At 61.6% G+C, this 21,209-nt stretch carries 22 protein-coding genes; 16 read left to right on the top strand and 6 right to left on the bottom strand.

Features of this window, described 5'->3' with window-relative positions; translation table 11 throughout:
* Nucleotides 1-7 precede the first annotated feature (7 nt).
* Nucleotides 8-1,438 carry a cytochrome ubiquinol oxidase subunit I gene (locus Q1K29_RS15290; RefSeq protein WP_300395952.1) on the bottom strand — a complete coding sequence of 477 codons (1,431 nt, stop codon included), beginning with the start codon at nt 1,436-1,438 and terminating at the stop codon, nt 8-10.
* Between the two features lie 151 nt (nt 1,439-1,589).
* Here Q1K29_RS15290 and Q1K29_RS15295 point away from each other — a divergent pair, with 151 nt between their 5' ends.
* The 12 genes from Q1K29_RS15295 to ctrA all read left to right on the top strand — a co-directional run bounded on the left by Q1K29_RS15295 (nt 1,590) and on the right by ctrA (nt 11,549).
* Nucleotides 1,590-2,318 (top strand): hypothetical protein, encoded by a 729-nt coding sequence (locus Q1K29_RS15295; protein WP_300395953.1) that lies wholly within the window; start codon nt 1,590-1,592, stop codon nt 2,316-2,318.
* Nucleotides 2,319-2,389: 71 nt separating this feature from the next.
* Nucleotides 2,390-3,004, top strand: coding sequence for an HAD-IA family hydrolase (locus Q1K29_RS15300; RefSeq protein WP_300395954.1), 615 nt, complete (start codon nt 2,390-2,392; stop codon nt 3,002-3,004).
* Between the two features lie 75 nt (nt 3,005-3,079).
* Complete coding sequence (locus Q1K29_RS15305) at nt 3,080-4,489, top strand: tetratricopeptide repeat protein (protein ID WP_300395955.1); 1,410 nt, start codon at nt 3,080-3,082, stop codon at nt 4,487-4,489.
* Between the two features lie 92 nt (nt 4,490-4,581).
* The gene (gene mnmA / locus Q1K29_RS15310; RefSeq protein WP_300395956.1) at nt 4,582-5,760 is read left to right on the top strand and encodes a tRNA 2-thiouridine(34) synthase MnmA; all 1,179 of its coding nucleotides are present in this window, start codon (nt 4,582-4,584) and stop codon (nt 5,758-5,760) included.
* Nucleotides 5,761-5,969: 209 nt separating this feature from the next.
* The gene (locus tag Q1K29_RS15315) at nt 5,970-6,245 is read left to right on the top strand and encodes a DUF1153 domain-containing protein (RefSeq protein ID WP_300396079.1); all 276 of its coding nucleotides are present in this window, start codon (nt 5,970-5,972) and stop codon (nt 6,243-6,245) included.
* 228 nt (nt 6,246-6,473) lie between these two features.
* Nucleotides 6,474-7,058, top strand: a complete 585-nt coding sequence (locus Q1K29_RS15320) for a hypothetical protein (RefSeq protein ID WP_300395957.1) — start codon at nt 6,474-6,476, stop codon at nt 7,056-7,058.
* Nucleotides 7,055-7,999 carry a FliG C-terminal domain-containing protein gene (locus Q1K29_RS15325; protein WP_300395958.1) on the top strand — a complete coding sequence of 315 codons (945 nt, stop codon included), beginning with the start codon at nt 7,055-7,057 and terminating at the stop codon, nt 7,997-7,999. Before Q1K29_RS15320 ends, Q1K29_RS15325 begins: the two co-directional genes overlap by 4 nt.
* A complete protein-coding gene (locus tag Q1K29_RS15330) occupies nt 7,996-8,349 on the top strand; it encodes a hypothetical protein (protein WP_300395959.1) in 354 nt (117 codons plus the stop codon). The genes Q1K29_RS15325 and Q1K29_RS15330 overlap by 4 nt, the downstream gene beginning before the upstream one ends.
* A 95-nt stretch (nt 8,350-8,444) precedes the next feature.
* On the top strand, nt 8,445-8,705 hold the full coding sequence (gene fliN, locus Q1K29_RS15335) for a flagellar motor switch protein FliN (protein ID WP_300395960.1): 261 nt from the start codon (nt 8,445-8,447) through the stop codon (nt 8,703-8,705).
* A gap of 139 nt (nt 8,706-8,844) precedes the next feature.
* Nucleotides 8,845-9,852 (top strand): flagellar biosynthesis protein FlhF-like protein, encoded by a 1,008-nt coding sequence (locus Q1K29_RS15340; RefSeq protein ID WP_300395961.1) that lies wholly within the window; start codon nt 8,845-8,847, stop codon nt 9,850-9,852.
* Between the two features lies 1 nt (nt 9,853).
* Entirely contained in the window at nt 9,854-10,705 is an 852-nt protein-coding gene (locus Q1K29_RS15345) for an AAA family ATPase (RefSeq protein ID WP_300395962.1), read from the top strand.
* 124 nt (nt 10,706-10,829) lie between these two features.
* Nucleotides 10,830-11,549: a response regulator transcription factor CtrA gene (gene ctrA / locus Q1K29_RS15350; protein ID WP_300395963.1), complete on the top strand. Its 720-nt coding sequence runs from the start codon at nt 10,830-10,832 to the stop codon at nt 11,547-11,549.
* A 71-nt stretch (nt 11,550-11,620) separates the two neighbouring features.
* Here the strand turns inward: ctrA and Q1K29_RS15355 are convergent, their stop codons facing one another.
* From Q1K29_RS15355 to dnaK, 3 genes are all read right to left on the bottom strand, one after another.
* Complete coding sequence (locus Q1K29_RS15355) at nt 11,621-12,232, bottom strand: trimeric intracellular cation channel family protein (protein ID WP_300395964.1); 612 nt, start codon at nt 12,230-12,232, stop codon at nt 11,621-11,623.
* Between the two features lie 45 nt (nt 12,233-12,277).
* Complete coding sequence (locus Q1K29_RS15360; RefSeq protein ID WP_300395965.1) at nt 12,278-13,630, bottom strand: mechanosensitive ion channel family protein; 1,353 nt, start codon at nt 13,628-13,630, stop codon at nt 12,278-12,280.
* Between the two features lie 107 nt (nt 13,631-13,737).
* Nucleotides 13,738-15,651 (bottom strand): molecular chaperone DnaK, encoded by a 1,914-nt coding sequence (gene dnaK / locus Q1K29_RS15365; protein ID WP_300395966.1) that lies wholly within the window; start codon nt 15,649-15,651, stop codon nt 13,738-13,740.
* A gap of 346 nt (nt 15,652-15,997) precedes the next feature.
* Between dnaK and Q1K29_RS15370 the strand changes: the two genes are divergently transcribed.
* The 4 genes from Q1K29_RS15370 (at nt 15,998) to Q1K29_RS15385 (ending at nt 19,511) form a co-directional block, all read left to right on the top strand.
* Complete coding sequence (locus Q1K29_RS15370) at nt 15,998-16,315, top strand: DUF2061 domain-containing protein (protein WP_300395967.1); 318 nt, start codon at nt 15,998-16,000, stop codon at nt 16,313-16,315.
* An 81-nt stretch (nt 16,316-16,396) separates the two neighbouring features.
* On the top strand, nt 16,397-17,491 hold the full coding sequence (locus Q1K29_RS15375) for an aldo/keto reductase (RefSeq protein WP_300395968.1): 1,095 nt from the start codon (nt 16,397-16,399) through the stop codon (nt 17,489-17,491).
* 115 nt (nt 17,492-17,606) lie between these two features.
* Nucleotides 17,607-18,593 (top strand): OmpA family protein, encoded by a 987-nt coding sequence (locus Q1K29_RS15380; RefSeq protein ID WP_300395969.1) that lies wholly within the window; start codon nt 17,607-17,609, stop codon nt 18,591-18,593.
* Nucleotides 18,594-18,602: 9 nt separating this feature from the next.
* Nucleotides 18,603-19,511: a hypothetical protein gene (locus Q1K29_RS15385; RefSeq protein ID WP_300395970.1), complete on the top strand. Its 909-nt coding sequence runs from the start codon at nt 18,603-18,605 to the stop codon at nt 19,509-19,511.
* Nucleotides 19,512-19,513: 2 nt separating this feature from the next.
* Here the strand turns inward: Q1K29_RS15385 and Q1K29_RS15390 are convergent, their stop codons facing one another.
* Complete coding sequence (locus Q1K29_RS15390; protein WP_300395971.1) at nt 19,514-20,113, bottom strand: nucleotide exchange factor GrpE; 600 nt, start codon at nt 20,111-20,113, stop codon at nt 19,514-19,516.
* A gap of 15 nt (nt 20,114-20,128) precedes the next feature.
* Complete coding sequence (gene hrcA / locus Q1K29_RS15395; RefSeq protein ID WP_300395972.1) at nt 20,129-21,208, bottom strand: heat-inducible transcriptional repressor HrcA; 1,080 nt, start codon at nt 21,206-21,208, stop codon at nt 20,129-20,131.
* Nucleotide 21,209 lies beyond the last annotated feature (1 nt).

The raw sequence follows: 21,209 nt of genomic DNA on the forward strand, positions 1-21,209 counted from the left end.
CCCTCCTCTATTCGGCTGGTTTCGGTTTGCTGGACGGTACCTCAGCCGGCTCATCGACGGCGCCGAGTGACCAGCCTGGCGGGCGATGCTCGTACTCTGGCGGCTCTGGCGCATCATCCTCGAAGCCGCGCGTGGCGATCCGGGCCATGTAGATCGTGCCTGCTGTGAAGATGATCGCATAGACGATCATGAAGACCAGCAGCGAGGTGGCGACCTGGCCATAGGCGACAGGCGCGACACTGTCCTCAGTCCGCAGGCCCGGCACGCCCTCGGTGACATAGACCGTATAGGGCTGGCGGCCGACTTCGGCGACGACCCACCCGGTTACCACCGAGATGAAACCAAGCGCACCGGCCGGAACAGAGATCCAGTGGAAGAAACCCGGCTTGTCGATACGCCCGCGCCACCACAGCACACAGCCCCAGACACCGAGCGCCAGCATCACAAGCCCTGCGCCGACCATGATGCGGAACGCCCAGAAGACAATCCAGACCGGCGGGCGGTCTTCCTCGGCAAATGCCTTCAGCCCCTGCAGCGGCTCCTTGCTGGAGAACAGGTACGGGCTCGTACCAGGAAGGGTGACCTCGGCAATGTTGCGCTCATTCTCCTCGTCGGGCAGCGCAAACAGGACGGTGCCCTGCACGTCCGCCGTCTCCCACCAGCCCTCGATCGCAGCGACCTTGGCAGGCTGATGCTTGTGCGCGATTTCGCCAGACCAGTGACCGGCCCAGATCTGCAACGGCATCAAGACAGCAAGCGTGCCGGCGGCCATACGGATCTGCCAGCGTGTCGGCTCCGTGGAATGCCCGCGGATCACCTGCCAGGCCCCGGCTGCCAGAATGACGGCCGCCGTCGTGATGAAGGCAGCCAGCATCATGTGGACATAGCGGGCCGGGAAGCTCGGATTGAAGATCACCTCCCAGAAATTGGTCGCATAGTAGTTGCCGGTTTCAGCATCAATCGCGTGCCCGGCCGGCGTCTGCATCCAGCTGTTTGCCGACAGGATCCAGAAAGCGGAAATCGTCGTGCCGATGGCGACCGCCAGCGTCGAGATGAAGTGCAGCTTGTTGCCGACCCGCTTCCAGCCGAACAGCATCACGCCAAGGAAGGTCGCTTCGAGGAAAAAGGCGGTCAGCACTTCATAGCCGAGCAACGGCCCGATCACGCTGCCGGCCTTGTCGGAGAAGACCGACCAGTTGGTGCCGAACTGGTAGGACATGACGACGCCGGAAACGACGCCCATCGCAAAGGCCAGCGCGAAGATCTTGATCCAGTGCAGGTAGAGCCGTTTGAACACATCCCGCTTCGTCCATAGCCAAAGGCCCTCGCAAACAGCGAGAAAGGCCGCGAGACCAATCGTGAAAGCGGGAAACAGGATATGAAACGCAACGACAAACGCGAACTGAAGCCGCGACAGGATCAATGCGTCGAGTTCCATCAGTCACTCTCCTGAATAATTTCTAAGGGCAGCTTATAGATTCCTTACGCAACATTCAAAACATTCCAATCCGCCGCGCGTCAGTTTGGCAAGGAGATGAGGATCGCGATTTCGCAGGTGACGTGGCTCGAAAATCAGGTATTGAAACCTCATGGAAAAACTACCCTGGTTCAGGCTGACGCTGGGCGCGCTGGTCATCTGGATCCTGTTCGGACTCGTGCCCATCGCGCTCGGCATCTTCGGTGTTTTCAGTGACGAGGCCACGACCCGTTTTTCTCACTTCGGGGGCATGTTTGGCGCCGCCAGCGCCTTTTTCTCGGGGTTTGCGCTGATCGGCATCCTGCTCAGCACGCGTGCCCAGATGGAAGCGCTTCGGCTTCAGAAACACGAACTCTCCCGTATGCAGGAAAACCAGCGACAGGCCCTGACGCTGCAGATCGTCATGCCTTTCATGGATGATATCGCCTCGGAAGAGTTCCGGCAGGCCTCGAACATCCTGGCGGAATATGAGCGCGCCGGGACGCTCGGGCGCTATCGCGACTTGCGCCACAATCCTGACCGCACGCACGAGGAACAGGAAGAATTCGAGCGCCTCGATTCAGCGCGCCGCCGCTTCGTGCACGTCTTTCACAAGATGGCGCGGCTTGCGCGGAATGATGCCGTGGACAGCGAGACCGTGAAAACGGTCTTCAGCCCCGACCTCGTCTGGACGCTGCTTTATGTCGACGAGCCCATGGAGGAAGCGATCCGCGCCAATTACAGCCATCGCACCTTCGAATATTTCCAGTCTCTCTACGACCCCGAGGAGATCATCGGCCAGTGGCCGAGGACGCCCGGCAATCCCTTGGCCACCCGGCTGAAAGACAGCGCTTTCGCGTAGCGTCACGGCTGGAAACCCGTCCCGATCCAGCTAGGCTTTTATCTCTACAGGCCGGAAAGGAGTGCCCGGATATGCCGCAACTCAAGCACAAGGTCATCGCCTGGGATTTTGACGGTGTGCTCAACGCCAATGTGCGCGATGGCATCTTTCTCTGGATGACCACTTTCGAGGAAGATACCGGCCTCTCGATAAAGTCGCTGGCCTCATACCTCTTTTCCGGGCGCTTTCAGCAAGCCATGGTCGGCGAGGCGGACTTGCACGAGCTTGTCGGCAGCTGGGCCGAGGCCGAAGGCGTCCCGCACCGGGCCGGCGAAGTGCTCGATTACTGGTTCGACAAGGATCACATCCCCGACGAGAAAACCCTCTCCCTGGTCCGGCACGCCCGTGAGGCGGGGGCAATCAACGTCATCGCCACCAATAACGAAGTCTACCGTGCCGACTGGATCGAGGAGATGGGATTTGGCGAACACATGCACGATGTGTTCGCCGCCGGTCGCATGTGCCTGGCCAAGCCGGACCTTGCCTACTTCCGCCATATCGAGGAGGCGCTCGGATATCGCGGCCGTGACGTCATCCTGATCGACGACATGGAGGAGAATGTCGAAGCCGCCCGCCGCCACGGCTGGGATGCACATCTCTTCACCCCTGACAATCACGACGAGGTTGCCAAGGCGATCGGCCTCTGACCTCCAGCCGCTTGTCTCCGCCCGTCTGGACGCGATAGGCTCGCCCGGCTCTCAGCGCGGAAGGGGACGTCTGCCATGATCATCAGAGCGTTTGCACTTGCCATTCTTGCCACTTGCCTGCCCATGAGCGCAGCCGCACAGACCGCGCCGATTTCCGAAAGTGTGGATACGCGGCTCGACGAGGCGGCCGCCGCCGGCAATGCCGGGCGCTATGCCGACGCCATGGCCCTCTTCCGCCCAATCGCAGAAACCGGCAATGCGCGTGCCCAGTACAATATGGCTATATTCCACGCCAATGGCTTCGGCGTACCGATGTCGAAGGAGACCGCGCTTGCCTGGTTCGAGAAAGCGGCCGCCCAAGGCCATGCCAGGGCGCTCTATCATGTCGCCCTCTATAACGACCGCGGACTCGGCACAGTGCAGGACCGTCCCGTAGCGCTTTCCTATTACAAGCGCGCGGCCAACGCCGGCGATACGCAGTCGGCCTACAATGCCGCCCACCTCCTTCTGACTGGCGACGGTGTCACCGCTGATGAGACCGTAGGCGCGCGCTATCTGCTGATGGCCGCTGAAGCTAACGACGCGCCGCCAGAGGCCCTGCTGGGGGCTGGCTGGATTCATGAAAAAGGGATCGGCGTCTCTCCCAGCATCACCACAGCCTCGCACTATTACGCAAAGGCCTATCAGGCCGGCCTGCCCTATGCCCGCGATTTCAACTATGACCTCTACAAAACGAATAGCGAACGCGCCGCAGCCGCTTTCGAAGCTGGCGACACGGCGACCGGCATCGCCATCCTCGATGAGCTGTGCGGTCTCACCGTCTTTCGCGCCTGCTATCATGCCGGCACCTACCGCCTGCGCGGCAAGTATGGCGTTGCCCGCGATCCGCAGCGCGCGATGGCAGATCTCCGCTTGCCGTGCGAGCATAGTTACAAGCACGCCTGCAGCTACCTCGCTGAGGCCGTGATCTTTTCGCCAGGCCCATTCGCACCAGGCGACGTGCAAATGGCCGCCAATCGCTACAAGGATGGCTGCGACGCTGGCGACCAGGCACTCTGCTACAATCTCGCCTACATGAAATACTACTCCCGCTTCGATATGGGCGATTATGAAGGCGCCAAGAAACTGCTGGCACAGGCCTGCTTCAATCATGGCTACCAGAAGGCCTGCGGGCCCTTCACCGACATGTTCAATGCCGAGGGCCGCGCAAAGGGCTGGATTCGCGAGCCGGAGAAGAAGACGATCTGGGGCGCCATCGACAAGGCCTTGGCCCCGCTCGCCGACGCCATGGTCGGCTATGGCCAGATCGTTTCGAGTGGGGGCTATTCCACGAGCTATGGCAGCTACTCACCGCCATCGACGAGCTACAATCAGGTCTCGCAGAGCAATGCCTATCGCGACAATCTGCAATTCAACGAGATGATCAGCCGCATCGAAACGTATGGCTCGGCAACCAATTGCTCCGCTGGCAACAGGTATTGCTGAACACCCACTCCTGACATTCTGCGCGCAATCGACTATGTAGCGCGCTTCACAAAGCTTTCTGCTTCGGGCCTTGAACCCGCTGGAGGACGAAAATGACTGACCTGAAGACCGCCAGCCGTGGCGGGCTGAACTCGCTTGGATTTGCCAAGCCCCCATCCGAAACCCGTGTCGTGGCTGCGATGTCCGGTGGCGTCGACAGCTCCGTCGTAGCCGCCATGCTCGCTGATGAAGGCTATGAGGTGATCGGCATCACGCTGCAGCTCTACGATCATGGCGCCGCCATCGAGAAGAAGGGCGCCTGCTGTGCGGGTCAGGACATCCATGATGCGCGCAATGTCGCCGACCGGATCGGCATCCCGCATTACGTCCTCGACTATGAGAGCCGCTTCAAGGAGCAGGTGATGGAGGATTTTGCCGACACCTATATGTCCGGCTCGACGCCCATCCCCTGCATCCGCTGCAATCAGACGGTCAAGTTCTCCGACCTCCTCGCCACCGCAAAGGAGCTTGGCGCCGATTGCCTGGCGACCGGCCACTATATCCAGCGCACCGAAGGCGACAGCGGACCGGAGCTTCACCGCGCGGCCGATCATTCACGCGACCAGTCCTACTTCCTTTTCGCCACGACGCGCGAGCAGCTCGATTATATTCGCTTCCCGCTCGGCGGCCTGCCGAAGACGGACGTCCGTGAGCTGGCGGAGAAGTACAACCTGCCTGTGGCGGCCAAGCCCGACAGCCAGGACATCTGCTTCGTGCCAAGCGGCTCCTATGCCGACGTGGTCAAGAAACTGCGCCCGGGGGCCGGGCGCGGCGGCGAGATCGTGCATCTCGATGGCCGGGTGCTGGGCGAGCACAATGGCGTTATCCATTATACGATCGGCCAGCGCCGCGGCCTCGGCATCGCGACGGGTGAGCCCCTGTTCGTCGTGAAGATCGATGCCGCCACCCGCCGGGTCATTGTCGGCCCGCGCGAAGCGCTGCTGACAGCCGGGTTGACAATGGAAGAGCTGAACTGGCTGGGAGACGGTTCGCTGGAAGCCGCCTGCGATGAAGGCCGGGCCGTTCTGGCGCGCGTCCGCTCGACCCGCGAGCCGCTTCCCGCAACGCTTGGCTGGCTCGAAAATCAACCCGCGGTGTATTTCTCCATACCAGAGGAAGGCGTCGCAAAGGGGCAAGCCTGTGTCCTGTACGAAAGTTCACATGAAACTCGTGTAATGGGGGGCGGATTTATTTCGTCGACGATTCCCGCCGATGAGCGCATTTCCGCCTGAAATCGCAGAAAAATGTGCAGTTTCAGAACAGTTTGACCCATGCCGGGACAGGTTCACGAACACCGGCTTAACAGCGCTGGGGAGAACGTTTTCAATTTTCATGAAAACTCACAGGTGCCGCTGAAAGCTGATTTAAGATGCCTGCTGTAGACATGGTTCCACGGACGCAGAAGCGTTCAATGCATCAACCGCTAATAATGGTGGATCTCATGGCGCAGCAGAATGCGAAGACATTGAGTATAAAAGGCCCGGATGGCCGACCGATGACTCGGGACGACCTTCCTCCCCCCGGTATCAGCCGTTGGGTGACCCGCCGAAAGGCTGAGGTCGTCGCAGCGGTCCGGGGGGGCCTGCTATCCCGAAGAGAGGCTTGCGACCGCTATTCGCTCACGGAAGAAGAGCTGAATGGCTGGGACAAGCTCTACGACCAGCATGGTACAAAGGGACTGCGCACCACGCGCCTCCAGCAGTACCGCGCCAACTGACAGAACTCGGCATCTGGCACTCCATCATCGGCGCCCCTGACCACCATCGTTAAAGCGCCGTTTACGCTGACCAGCCTATCCAGCTGAGGTCTGCGCCATGCATTTCACATGGCGTTCCTGAAGCAAGGCGAGGCGATGTCAGCACCCAAGTCCAATATGCCTAGGGGCACGCGGCAGGCGGCGCTAATTGCGTTTGCACTGGCCGCGTGCCTGTTGGCCTGGCGGGGCATGACCCTCCTTTCCAGTGAAACACCGGCCGACGCCGCCGCCAAAGGCGACCCTGCGCTTCACGCTCTGCTCGATCCCGTGCTCGGCAAGAATTCCTTCCGTCTTGCCTCTCATACTGGCGATGACGGTGCTCGTAGCGTCCTCATTCTCGTCGATACGCCTGAAGCCCGCTTTCATCTTGATACCGAGACCAGCGATCGCATCGAGACGATCCTCAGCGCCGCGACCGGTTTCGATCCTTCGCGCGACAGCCTGCAGATCCAGCCCTTTGCCTTTGCGCCCGGGACGACAGGCGGTCTCGCGCAGGCAGACATGCTGGAACTCGGTGCCATGGTGCTGCTGACGGGCCTTCTCGGCTTCCTCGCCTTTGCGCCGGCGGCCGCTCAACCGCTTCCCGCCCAATCGGGCACAACGGAACCGTTTCCGCTGCCGAAAGCCCCCGCTGCGCCGACGCACCTGCGCGCCGTGCCGGATGAAGCGCCTGTCCCGGCCAGTCAGGCCGATGCCCAGCGTCTTGCCAGCGAAAATCCGAAACAGACCGCCCAGATCATCCGCAGCTGGATGAATGATGGAGGTTCATCATGAGCCTCCCTGCCCTCGCTCAACAGCCCATGGTCGAGGCCACGCCCGGCACGCGCCGCGCCGCCCGGCTGATGCGCTCTCTCGGATCCGCCGGCGCAGCCGTGTGGGCAGAGCTCAGCCCTGACGAAGCCGACCGCCTCGCCCAGGTGATGGACAGCCCTGAGCCGGATGTCACACCCGCCAGGGCTGACGACGAGACATCTGCCTTCCTGTCCGACTTTCATCGGCCGGATCAGGGCGGACATCAGAAGACCGCCTCCATCTGGACGCAGCTGGACGTTCTCGAACCCGCCATGCTTGCCCGTGCGATCACGTGCGAGCACCCACAGCTCATCGCCGTCATTCTCTCGCGGTTGTCTCCGGAGGTCGCCGCCCAGACCGTTCGCGCCCTGCCGCGCGAGCTGGCCACCCAGGCCCTGAAGCGGCTGATGACGCTTGGCCGGATCCGGCCTGATACGCTCAGCCTCATCGAGACCGCCATGCAGGACCTGGTCGCCTCCAAGGCTGGCCGTCAGTCCGGCGATGGCCTGGAATCGGTCGCCCGCATTTTCGACCAGCTCGACCCCCGCCTGGAGCAGGGCCTGATGTCCTCCCTCGACCAGGACGACCCGGGATCTGCCGCCCGCATCCGGGCGCTGATGTTTACCTTTGACGACCTCGCCGCCCTCGGTCCGGCCGCGATCCAGACCATCCTCTCACGCGTCGATCGGGCCGATCTGGCGGTCGCGCTCAAGGGGGCGAAAGCATCCGTTCGCCAGGTCTTCCTCGACAATATGACGAAGCGTGCCGGCGAGATGCTGGTCGCCGAAACCAGCGGTCTCGGCCCCGTGCGCCGGTCCGAAATCGAGAAGGCGCGCCAGCAGGTCATTACGATCGCTCGCACCCTTGCGCGGCGAGGTGACATCCTCGCCCAGGACGATCCGGAAGACGAGTTGATCGAATGAGCCGCAAGCCTGTCAGTTCGGTTACACCCTTCGACTTCCGCAGCGATTTCGATACACCAGCACCGAATGAGAGCCAGGTCACGATGACCGTCAGCGAGCTGGCCGCCCTGCTCGACGATGCGCGCCGTTCCACCGCAGAGATGCTCCGTGACGAGCAGGTCAAGCTGCAGGCCGACGCCATGCGCGACTCCGCGGAATCGCTTAAGGCAGCGCTTCGGCAGATCGTTGAACTGGCCGAACTCCTTGAATCTTCCACCCTTTCCGAAGAGACCCGGGACGAAGCTGTGGACCGTGTCCGCGCGGTTGCCGCAGAACTCATTGACGGACAGGGCAATCTCTTCCAGAGCTAGAGGCTCGCAGCCGACCCCCGCCCCGCGCGTTCATTTCTCGGAAACCAATCCGGGTGAGGTTGCTGATTCGCCACCCGATTCGTGGAGTAGACCTGATGGCCGACAATCGCACGCCCGACACCGGACTCTTCGATGTGCCCGTCCGCGTGGACGTTGTTCTGGGCGAGGCCCGCATGCCGGTGGAAGAGCTGCTGAACCTCAGCGAAGGCGAGATTGTCGAGCTCCAGAAGCGCACAAACGAGCCGATCGACATCTATGTTTCCGACCGCCTCATGGCACGCGGACGCCTCGTCGTGGCCGATGGCCAGCTGGGCGTAAAGCTTTCGGAAATCGTCGACGAGAAGCGCGCCGCCTGAGCGCCACCGCTGCCGCAGGCAGGGCTAACCGGCATTAACCGCAATCATTCACAAGGGATTTCTCAATCCCTAACAGATTAACAGATTTCGTTAACCTTTTCGCGCGAGGGTGTGATTCCGGAAGTGGAGTGAATTGCCCATGCGCATGAAAATGTTCGCAGCTGAGACGTTCGAGGCCGCCAAGGCGATGATTTTTGCCGAGATGGGTGAGGATGCTATTATCCTCTCCGAGCGGGAAGTTCCGGGTGGTGTCGAGGTTCGCGCTGCGACTGACAAGCTTGGCGGGGGCATGGTCCCGAGTGAGCCGCGCTTTGTCGCTCGCCTGAACCGCAATACCGGCCCCGCCCGTCCGCAGGATAATCCCCTGCGCAATCGCGTCCGCGACGCCCTGATCTGGCATGGCGCGCCCGAGCGCTTCGCCGAACGCGTCGCCGACGCCGGCATGCCGATAAGTTCAAGAACACAAGACCCGGCTGAGATCATGGCCTCCGGTCTCGATGCCCTGATTACCTGCGATCCGATCCCGGCCATGCCGACGCGCGACGTGCTGCTTGTCGGTCCGCCCGGACATGGCCGCACGGCCACCGCCGCCAAGATGACGCGCAGGGCCGCCGTGACCGGACACGAAATCCTGCCCGTCGCCGCTGACCTCGATTCGACCGCCGGCGGCGCCCAGCTTGCAGCCTATCTCGAGCTCGAGCAGCGCCAGATCCGCGCGGCGAGCACACCTGACGATCTCTTCTCCCTTCTCAAGCAATCCCGGACCGATGGCTATCGCTGCGTAATCGACCTTCCGGCGATTGTTCCCTTCGATGAGGAAGACATGGCCAGCCTCAAGGATCTGATCGCGGTGATTGACGCCGAACCGGTCCTGGTGATGTCTGCAGAAGGCCATCCCGACGACCTTGCCGAAGCCGCGCGCGCCTTTGCCTCTGTTGGCGTGCGCCGGGCCATCGTCACCAAACTCGATGTTACGCGACGGCGCGGAGGTGTCGTGTCCGCCCTCTCGGCGGCTGGCATTGCCTTCGCCCACCTCGCCGTCACACCCTTCATTGGCGGCGGTCTCGTTCCGGCTGCACCGGGGCGTCTCTCCAGAATTTTGCTGGAAGAAGCTCCAGCAGATATCGCGCTGAAAGGAGCTGCCTGATATGAGCTTCATGCTCCCCAAATCCATGGACCGGCCCACCGGCTCGCAGGGAAAAGTCCCGCGCCGGCGTGTTGAGCCTGGTCAGATTATTGCTGTCGCGTCCGGAAAGGGCGGCGTCGGCAAGACCTTTATGTCAATCACTCTCGCCAGCGCCTTCGCGCAGGCCGGGCAGCGGACACTCCTTGTCGACGGGGACCTTGGTCTCGCAAATGTCGACGTCCAGCTTGGCATCGCCCCCGAGACCGACCTGGCGGCCGTTATCGCCGGCTGGATCGAGCTTGAGGACGCGGTCATCAACGTCGATGGCGGCGCCGGACAGGGCGGCTTTGACGTCTTGCCGGGCCGGTCTGGCTCCGGTGCACTGGCCGAACTCTCATCTGAAGAAGTTGCCCGCCTCGCTGCGGGGCTTTCTGCACTTGCCCTGCAATATGACAAGGTCGTCCTCGACCTCGGGGCCGGAATCGAGGCCAACTGCATGCGACTGGCACGTGCAGCGGACAAGGCCATGATGGTGATTACCGATGACCCGTCCTCGATGACCGACGGCTACGCCTTCATCAAGGTGCTGCGCGGTTATGCGCCGGATGTCGAACAGGGCATCATCATCAACCAGGCCAATACCCGCGCCATGGGCCAGCAGACCTATGAGGCGATTGCACGGGCCTGCAAGCAGTTCCTGGGCTTCCGCCCGAACCTCGCCGGGATTGTCATGCGCGACGAAAAGGTCCGTGAAGCGATCCGTAGCCAGCGCACACTGATTTCGACGGATCCGTCGGCTCAGCCGGTTCAGGATGCCATTGCCATCGCCCAGACTCTTATCGGATCGGGACGCAGCGAAGACCTGCACTGTTAAGAGGTATGAACAAAAATGGCCGCAGAGTTATCCACGTTAAACTCTTGGTAATTAACGGCCCGTAGATTCACATTGGTTAACGGGGCGGCTAGGTTTGTCGCTAGAGTGATTCGGGAGCAAAGACATGCGAGTTCTTCTAATCGAAGACGACAACTCGGTCGCCCGCAGCATAGAGCTCATGCTCAAAGCGGCCGGCTTCAATATCTACACCACCGATCTCGGTGAAGAGGGCGTCGACCTCGGCAAAGTGTACGAGTACGACATCATCATCCTCGACCTTTCGCTGCCCGATATCTCCGGCTACGAAGTGCTGAAGCAGCTGCGCATGGCGCGTATCAACACCCCGGTGCTGATCCTGTCCGGCAATCCGGACATCGAGGCGAAAGTTAAGACACTCGGTTATGGTGCTGACGATTACCTCACCAAGCCGTTTAACAAGGACGAGCTGATTGCACGGATTACCGCAATCGTTCGCCGCTCCAAGGGTCATGCCGAGAGCGTCATCCGCACCGGCGAGATCCTGGTCAACCTGGATGCCAAGACTGTCGAAGTGGAAGGCGATCGCGTCCACCTCACCGGCAAGGAATACCAGATGTTCGAGCTGCTTTCGCTTCGGAAGGGCACGACGCTGACCAAGGAAATGTTCCTCAACCACCTTTATGGCGGCATGGACGAGCCGGAACTGAAGATCATCGACGTCTTCATCTGCAAGCTCCGCAAGAAGCTCGCCAAGGCGACGGCTACTGCCGACAACCCCGGTGGCGACCACTATATCGAAACCGTCTGGGGCCGAGGCTATGTGCTGCGTGACCCGAAGAAAAAGGAAGATGCGATCGCTGCCTGATCCGCTTCAACCGACCGAACACTCATGGAAAGCCCCGGCCCTCGTGCCGGGGTTTTTCTTTGGCCCACGTCTCAGGCCTTCGAGATCGGGAGCTTCAGGCCAAAGATGATTGCCATTCCGCGCAGGATGAAAGCGGTGGCCAGTCCGGCGAGGAAGCAGACCGGTTCGGGCGCTGCCAGCCAGGACAGGCCCCAATAGGCCAGCGTGCCGGCAAAGGCCGCTGTGGCGTAGAGCTCGCCCTCCTTCAGGACAAGCGGCTCTTCATTGGCGACAACATCGCGCATCAGGCCACCCGCGCTTGCCGTCATGACGCCCATGATGACGACGACCATCACGCCATAATCGAGCGCAGCGGCTTTCGCGGCCCCGGACACCGCAAAGAGCGACATCCCGAAGGCGTCTGCCCAGCGTAGTGGCTTGAACTCATTGAGCGGGCGGGAAAACCAGAAAGCCGTCAGGCCACCCGCAATGGCGAGCAGGATGGCCGGCGCATCATCAAGCCAGAACACCGGCTGGTCGAGCAGCAGGTCCCGCAGCGTTCCCCCGCCAAAGGCCGGAAGGAAGGCGAGTACGATCACGCCGAACATGTCCATCTGCTTGCGCACAGCAAGGACGCCGCCCGAAATGGCGAAGACAAACACGCCGATGCGGTCTGCGAAGAAGAGGAGGAATTCGAGCGACATCAGACGCCTTGATGCGACAGGTCAGGTGGCTTGACCAGTGCCGCGTTACTCCCCTTCCCCGTCTCCGGCTTCGGTCCCTTTGTCGCCCCCTTCGGCTTCCTGACCGCGGCCATGCGGATGTGGTCCGCGCTGACCGGTCGCGCCGCGTTTCCTGGAAGCCTCTGTGCTGGCACTTTCATGCTTGTCAGGAATATCGCCCTGATCGACCTCGTCAGCGCCCTCTTCATCGTCCTCGCCGTCATTGGCAGGCGGCTGGAAGTCTTCCGGCGCAAAGCCGTCCGGCATCTTCTCGAAATAGAGCGAGCGGCTCGGGAAGGCGAAGCTTGCCCCCTCTTCCTCGACCGTCTTCTTCACGAAGAAGGCGAGCTGCTCCTTGATGGCCAGCCATTCGCCCCAGGTCGTGGTCTTGGTGAAGCAGTAGACCATGATGGTGACCGAGCTGTCGGAGAACTCGTCGATATGCACGAAGGTCGAGACATCGGCGGCAGGCGCGAAATCGTCGTTTCCGGCGATGTAGTCCTCGATCGCCTTGCGGACATTGGTCAGCTGCTCGTCGGTCGTGCGGTATTCCAGACCGATCTTCCAGTAAATCCGGCGATGCGTCATGCGCGAGAAGTTGACCAGCGGGTTGTCGGCGAGCTTGGCGTTCGGGACGTAGACCGGCGACTTGTCGAACCGGCGCACCGTGGTCGAGCGGAAGCTCACATCCTCGACAATACCTTCCACGACACCATCGACGAACACCCAGTCACCCTTGGAGAGGCGGCGCTCGCCAATGATCGTCATGCCCGCAATGAGGTTCTTGAACAGGTCCTGCGCGCCGAGCGCCACAGCCACAGAGAGCAGAGACAGCGAAGCCAGGAAGGGCAGGACCGGCACGCCCCAGACATCCAGGACCGCTGCGCCGCCGATGAAGAAGACGACCGCCTTCAGGATACGCGTCATCCAGTCGAGAAAGGTCTCACCCCAGACCCGGCGCATGCGCTTCAGCAGGCCAAGCAAGGGCCGGATGATCCTGAACAGGGCCCAGAACACTGCAATGATCAGGATGGAGCGGGTAATGTTCGCGACAATGTCATCGACCTCGCCCGAAGCTCCGAGCGCCTGGGCGGCGAAGAAGAAGCCGGCAGCAATCGGCAGCAGAGTCAGCGGCTTCTTGAGCGCTTCGACAAGCTGGTCATCGAAGTCGGTTTCCGTCTTGCCCGCCAGCTTGCCGATGGAGACCGCGATCAGTTTCGCGATCAGCCCGCGCAGCAGGAAGGCGATGACAAGAATGCCAAGCGCCAGAACGCCCTTGCCAATGGGCTGGCCGAGAAAGCCCGTGGTGAAAACGCTTTCCATCTGCGCCCAGAAATCGCGCAGGGATGAGACGATCCCGAATTCCTGAAGTGAGTCCATGACCAGCCCCTAAATCTGATGGCCCGGATCAGGAATGGCCCGGGCTGATAGCAAGGCGCCCCGCAAGGTCGTTGCGGGGCGCCTGATTTTGATTTGTGCGGACTGTCTTAGGCCGACTTGCGGTCGTCGTCCACTTCCTCATAGTCCGCATCGACAACATCGTCGTCGCCTTCAGCAGCCGCATCAGCCTTTGCATCGGCCTCGGCGGTTTCTTCCTGCTGGCTGGCATAGATCGCTTCGCCGAGCTTCATGGCGGCCGTCATCAGGGCCTGATGCTTGGCCTGGATGTCGGCGAGGTTATCGCCTTCAGCAGCCGTCTTGAGCTCTTCAGAGGCTTTCTCGATCTCGGACTTCACCTCGGCACCGACCTTGTCGCCATGCTCGGAGAGCTGCTTCTCGGTCTGGTGCACCAGGGCTTCCGCGCCGTTCTTCGCCTCGACGAGTTCGCGGCGCTCCTTGTCGGCGTCGGCGTTGGCTTCGGCATCCTTCATCATGTTGTTGATCTCGTCTTCCGAGAGACCGCCCGATGCCTGGATGGTGATCTTCTGCTCCTTGTTCGTCGCCTTGTCCTTGGCGGACACGTTGACGATACCGTTGGCGTCGATGTCGAACGTCACCTCGATCTGCGGCACACCGCGCGGGGCGGCCGGAAGACCTTCGAGATTGAACTGGCCGAGGATCTTGTTGTCGGCGGCCATTTCACGCTCGCCCTGGAAGACGCGGATCGTCACGGCCGGCTGATTGTCTTCAGCCGTCGAGAAGGTTTGCGACTTCTTGGTCGGGATCGTGGTGTTGCGGTCGATAAGCCGGGTGAACACACCGCCAAGCGTCTCGATACCGAGCGACAGCGGCGTCACGTCGAGCAGGACAACATCCTTCACGTCGCCTTGCAGGACGCCGCCCTGGATGGCTGCACCGATGGCGACAACCTCATCCGGGTTCACGCCCTTGTGCGGATCCTTGCCGAAGAAGTCCTTCACGGCAGCCTGCACGGCCGGCATGCGCGTCATGCCGCCAACGAGGACGACATCGTCGATCTCGGAGGTCGACTTGCCGGCATCGGCCAGCGCCTTCTTGCACGGATCGATGGTGCGCTTGACGAGGTCCTCGACAAGGCTCTCGAACTTGGCACGCGTCAGCTTGATGTTGAGGTGCTTCGGACCGGACTGGTCAGCCGTGATGAAGGGCAGGTTCACTTCGTATTGCGAAGCGGACGACAGCTCCTTCTTGGCCTTCTCGGCCTCTTCCTTCAGGCGCTGCAGGGCGAGCTTGTCCTTGGACAGGTCGATGCCCTGATCCTTCTTGAACTCGCTGACGAGGAAATCGACGATACGAAGGTCGAAGTCCTCACCGCCGAGGAAGGTGTCGCCATTGGTCGACAGCACTTCGAAGACACCGTCACCGATCTCGAGCAGCGAAACGTCGAACGTACCACCACCAAGGTCATAGACGGCGATCGTCTTGTTGTCGTCCTTGTCGAGACCATAGGCCAGCGCTGCGGCCGTCGGCTCGTTGATGATGCGAAGCACTTCGAGGCCCGAAATCTTGCCGGCGTCCTTGGTGGCCTGACGCTGGGCGTCGTTGAAGTAGGCCGGGACCGTAATGACGGCCTGGGTAACTTCTTCGCCCAGATAGGCTTCAGCGGTTTCCTTCATCTTGGTCAGGATGAAGGCGGAGATTTCCTGCGGCGCGTATTCCTTGTCGCGGCCTTTGACCCAGGCATCACCATTGGAACCCTTCACGATCTCGAAGGGGGAGATTTCCTTGTCCTTCTGCGCGGTCGGGTCGTCGAACTGACGGCCGATCAGGCGCTTGATGGCGTAAAAGGTGAAATCCGGGTTGGTGACGGCCTGGCGGCGCGCCGGCATACCGATGAGGCGTTCGCCGCCTTCGGTGAAGGCCACAACGGACGGCGTGGTCCGCGCCCCTTCTGAATTCTCGATGACTTTGGCTTCTCCGCCATCCATGACGGCAACACAGCTATTCGTGGTGCCGAGGTCGATACCGATGATCTTTCCCATTTTCGTTCACTCTCTCTTTCTGTAGCCGCCGCCGCCTCGTTTTTCTTGGCCTGTCCGGCAGCACCCCGAAACAGCGGCTCTATGGATTGTGAATGTCGCGCCCGATTGTGCGAACGCGGCTTCAGGCAGCGATATGGGTAGGCCTTTCGCAGGCTCAAGAGGCGGTCTCACATTTGAGTGATCGCAAGCGCAGGGAATGGGCGCAGCATCTGAGGGCAATACGAAATCATCCCTATAGGCACGCAGCGCATGTCCGGCCCTTTTTCATTGGGAAAGTTTATGGAAGCGCAAATAACGATTAATTTGAAAATGGTTCGCAATTGCATATTTATGGTGAGGACGAAACATGAAGGACATCCCGATGCCACGCGGCCTGCTCAAAACCATGACCTACAGCCTGATGCACCTGACGGTCGCAATGGCAGTGGCGTATGCCCTGACAGGCAACTGGGCCGTGGCGTTCAGCATCGGCCTGATCGAACCCCTCGTGCAGACCATTGCCTACACGGTGCATGAGCGGCTCTGGGAGAAATGGATCCCGGGCGGCGACAAGCCGGTGGAGTCGGTTCATGCCTGCTCACACACGCTGATCCGTATTCGGGAGGATGCCCCCAACCGGGCCAGACCCGATGACGCCGGTCAGCCGCTTCCCAGCCCGGCATAAATTTTTTTCATCCGCCTCGCCTTCCGGCTGCCGCATCCCCACATGCCGTGCCCGGACCAGACAAGCAGGAAGGTCACTCCCATGAAATATACGAAACTCGGCCGCACAGGCCTCGTCGTCTCGAAACTCTGCCTCGGCACCATGACCTTTGGCGGCCAGACCGGTTTCTGGAAATACATTGGCAAGCAGCAGCAGGACGAAGCCGATGAGCTTGTCCGCACGGCCTTCAACGCCGGTATCAACTTCTTCGACACAGCCGACGTCTATTCCGCAGGCATCTCCGAAAAGATGCTCGGAGAGGCGATCCGCAACAACAATCTCCCGCGCGACGAAATCGTCGTGGCCACCAAGGTCTTCGGCCGCGTCTCCATGCCGGTCGCCGACGATGCTGCCGATGCGATAAAGGCGGAAGCCGAGCGGCGCGAAAAAGAGGCGCGCAACATCTCCGGCCTGTCGCGCAAGCACATCATGGATGGGGTGGAAAAGAGCCTCGACCGGCTTGGTCTCGATTATATCGACCTCTACCAGGTCCACGGCACCGACCCGCTGACCCCGATCGAGGAGACGGTCGAAGCCCTCGACCTGCTCATCCGGCACAACAAGGTGCGCTATGTCGGCCTCTGCAACATGCCGGCCTGGCTGATCATGAAGGCCATCGCCTATGCCCGCGAGAAGGGCCTGCACCGGTTTGAGTCCTGCCAGATGTACTATTCCATTGCTGGCCGCGACCTAGAGCGCGAGGTCGTCCCGCTCGCCAAGGATCAGGATCTCGCCATCCTGCCCTGGAGCCCGCTGGCCGGTGGCTTCCTGTCCGGCAAGTTCACCCGTGACAGCGAAGGCCCGAACGATGCGCGCCGCACGGTGTTCGACTTCCCGCCCATCGACAAGGAAAAGGGCTACGACATCGTCGATGTGATGCGTGAGCTTGCCGAGGCCAAGGGCATTACCGTGCCGCAGGTCGCGCTCGGCTGGCTGCTGCATCAGCCGCACGTGACCAGCGTCATCATCGGGGCGCGCACGCTCGATCAGCTGAAAGACAATCTCGGCTCTGTGGATGTCGAGTTCAGCTTCGACGAACTGCAGAAGCTCAACGAGATCTCGGCGCTGACCCAGGAATATCCCGGCTGGATGCTGGAGCGCCAGCAGACCGACCGGCAATCCCAGATCGACGACTGACACGCCCCCCAGACCAGAAAGCCCGGAGCCATCGCTTCGGGTTTTTTACCGTCGGACTGGTCAATATGCGTTAACCATAGCAATATGCGTCCCTGTTCTGTGGGAGGGACGCAAAATGAAGACATTCATCCGCGCTGCCATTGTGGCCGCTGCCTTTATCGCCGCACCGGCAAGCCTCTACGCGCAAGACGCAGACGGTGTCGTCGAACATCCGATGATCGAGCGCTATCCGGGCCAGGTCATCGCCTGGCAGCACATCGAGAACTACCAGCCCGTCAAGATTCCCATCGGGCCGGTCACGGGCTATCGCCAGATCGAGGAGGTGATCGAGACTGAAGGCCGCGTGACGCGCACATTCTACAAATATGAGGGCGAAGACCGCAGCTTCTCGGAAGTCTACAAGAACTATCTCGACGCACTCGAAGCAGAAGACTTCGAAATTCTCGGCAAGGGCATGTCAGCCGACCGTAAGGGAAATGATGTCGGCTCCCGAAACTGGACGGGCGTCTATTTTATCTACAATCCGTTTTCCCGCGGCGGGGAAGCCAATACCATGGTCTCCGGGACATCCACTTCCGGCGGTGCGGGCGCCATCGTCGCCCGGAAGGACCGCGCCTCCGGGACTGCCTATGTCACCATTCATGTCGAGCAGCACTCCAAAAACTATGTCGGCACGCTGATCGACATCGTCGAGGTCGAAGCCGCCGAGACAGGCCTCGTCGTGGTCGATGCCGAGGCGATGGGCTCCGATATCGAGGAATATGGCCGCGTCGTGCTCGACGGCGTTGTGTTCGATTTCGACAAGGCGACGCTGAAGCCGGAATCGAAAGCCGCCCTCGACGAGATCGCGAAATATCTGCAAGCCAATCCAGACAAGAGCTTCTATGTCGTCGGCCATACCGACTCCAAGGGAACGTTCGCCTATAACAACAAGCTCTCGTCTGATCGCGCGCTGACCGTGGCCGATGCCCTCAAACAGGACTATGACATCGCCTCTGAGCGCCTTGAGCCACACGGGATCGGCCCGCTTTCTCCGGTCTTTTCAAACACGCAGGACGCTGGCAGGGAAAAGAACAGACGCGTCGAACTTGTCGAGAAATAGGACCTCTCCATGAAGCCTGCCGCCTTTCTGCCCGCCCTTTTCCTTCTGACTCTGGCCGCCTGCCAGCCGGCCGAGGAGACCGGCGCTCCTGCCGCCACTGCCGAACGCGAGGCAAGCGAGACGGTCGAAGCCCCTGCCCCGGCCGATGCGCCGGTCCGCCTGGTCGAGCAATGGAAAGCGGAAGGCTTCAACGCACCGGAAGGCGTCGCCGCCGCGCCGGGCGGGGGCTATTTCATCTCCAACGTGGCGGGCAACGGAAACGACAAGGACGGCGCCGGCTGGGTCTCGAAAATCTCGGAGACCGGCGAGGTGCTGGAGGCGCAGTTCGGCCCCACGACGATGAACGCGCCAAAAGGCATGGTAGTCGATCGCGGCATTCTCTACGTCGCCGACCTCGACCGCATCCACCTGATCAATCCCGATGACGGCACGCTGCTCAAGACGATGGAGATCGATGGCGCTGAGGCCCTCAACGACATGACGGCCTGGAACGCCACGCTGCTCGCCTCCGACAGCCAGGGCAGCAAGATCTGGCGCATCTCCGGCGACGAGTCCGGTATCTGGCTTGAGGATGAGCGCCTCTCCGGCGTCAACGGCCTCACCCCCGATGGAGACCGCCTGCTGGTCGCGACCATGGCCTCAGGCACGCTCTATGAGGTGAACGAGGCCGGCGACCTTACCGAGATCGCCACTGGCATGGAGAATGCCGACGGCATCGGCCTCATCGAGGGCGGCTATCTCGTCTCCAGCTGGCCGGGACAGGTCTGGTTCGTGAGCGAAGAGGGCAAGGTCTCTGAAGTCCTGAACACGCAGGAACAGGGCATTCTCCAGAACGACCTCACCGTCTTCGGCAACACCGTCATCATCCCGAACTGGATGCCGGGAACCGTGACGGCGTGGACGGTTGAGGAGAAATAGCCCTAATTCACCTTCCCCGAACTCACCGCCACCATCGCTGCCCTCAACACACGCTCACCGATCTTCCAGCCGGTCTGGAAGGTTTCGGCGATAGCGCCGGAGGGCTGGTCTGACGGGATCTGGCTGACAGCCTGGTGCTGGTTCGGATCGAAGGTCGCGCCGGGCGCTGCGTCGATGGCCGTGACGCCATGACGGGCGAGCACGGTGTGCAGCTCCTTCTGCGTCATCTCGATCCCGCCAAGCAGGTTCTGGCCGGCTTCAGTCAGCTGCGCGCGTTCGTCATCCGGCAGCGCCGCGAGCGCGCGCGAGAGATTGTCCGACACATTCAGCAGGTCGCCCGCAAATTTCTCCACGGCGTAGACGCGCGTATCCGCGACCTCCTTGGCCGCGCGCTTGCGGATATTGTCCATCTCCGCATGGGCGCGCAGCACCTGGTCCTTCAGCGCCATGGCCTCGCCTTCAAGCTCGGCAATGCGGGTTTCGGCGTCGGGCTCTTCATTGTCAGCGACCGCTGCCTGTTCAAGCTCTTCGGACTCCGGCGAACCGGCATCCAGTGTTTCGGTTTCGACGGCCTCTTCGGGCCTCTTCTGGTCTTCGCTCATGCTGTTCGTCTACTCTCAGTTTTTCTGTCGCTCGCCGAGGATCTGCCCGACCATGCGTGCGGTATAGTCCACCATCGGGATCACCCGGGCATAGTTCAACCGGGTCGGACCGATCACGCCGAGCGCGCCTATAACCTGTCTCGTGGCGTTCATATAGGGAGCCACAATCAGGCTTGAACCAGATAACGGAAAAAGCCTGTTCTCAGACCCGATGAAAAGCCGCACGCCTTCGGCCTCTCGTGTCGAGTCGAGAACGTCCAGCAGGCCCTGCTGGCGCTCGAGGATATCGAAGAGCTGACGCACCTGCTCCATGTTTTCCGCCGCGTGCGGATCGTTCAGCAGATTGGCGCGGCCATGCACGATAAGGGCGCGCTCCTCGCCGGGCACTTCGCCAGCCCACTCGGCCAGCCCCTGCTCCACCAGCCCGGCAGCGGCCTGATCCAGCTGCGCGCGGCGTTCCTGAATTTCCTCACGCACCGAGAGAGACGCTTCACGCAGCGTCTTGCCCTTCATCCGCGCGGCGAGATAGTTCCCCGCCTCGATCAGCGCCGTGGCTGGCAGGCCGGGCGGGATGCGGACCAGGCGGTTTTCAACGTCGCCCATCTCGTCGACGAGGATGCAGAGCGCCTCGCCGGTGGCCAGCGGCACGAACTCGACATGGCGGACCGGGCGCTCCCGTGTCGGTGAGCTGACCAGACCGGCCCCGCCAGCGAGCCCGGACAGGATAGAAGACGCCTCGTTCAGCACCCCTTGCATGTCGCGCCCGCCGGAGCGCAGACGATCCTCGATCTCGGCGCGGTCATTCTCGGATGGCTCGCCGATCTCGAGGAAGCCATCCACGAAGAGGCGCAGGCCGACATGCGTCGGCATACGTCCAGCCGAGACATGCGGGCTGTCGAGCAGGCCGAGATCGGTCAGGTCGGCCATCACATTCCGGATGGAGGCCGGCGAGAGGCTGATCCCGCTTTTCGCCAGTGTCCGCGAACCGACCGGCTCGCCGGTTTCCAGATACGTCTCGACAATCTCGCGGAAGATTGTCCGCGAGCGGTCATCAAGGCTCTGCAGCAGGCCGCGGAGGGGTGTGTTTTCGGTCATT

It is taken from the genome of Henriciella sp. (genome assembly GCF_029937755.1).
Classification (GTDB): domain Bacteria; phylum Pseudomonadota; class Alphaproteobacteria; order Caulobacterales; family Hyphomonadaceae; genus Henriciella.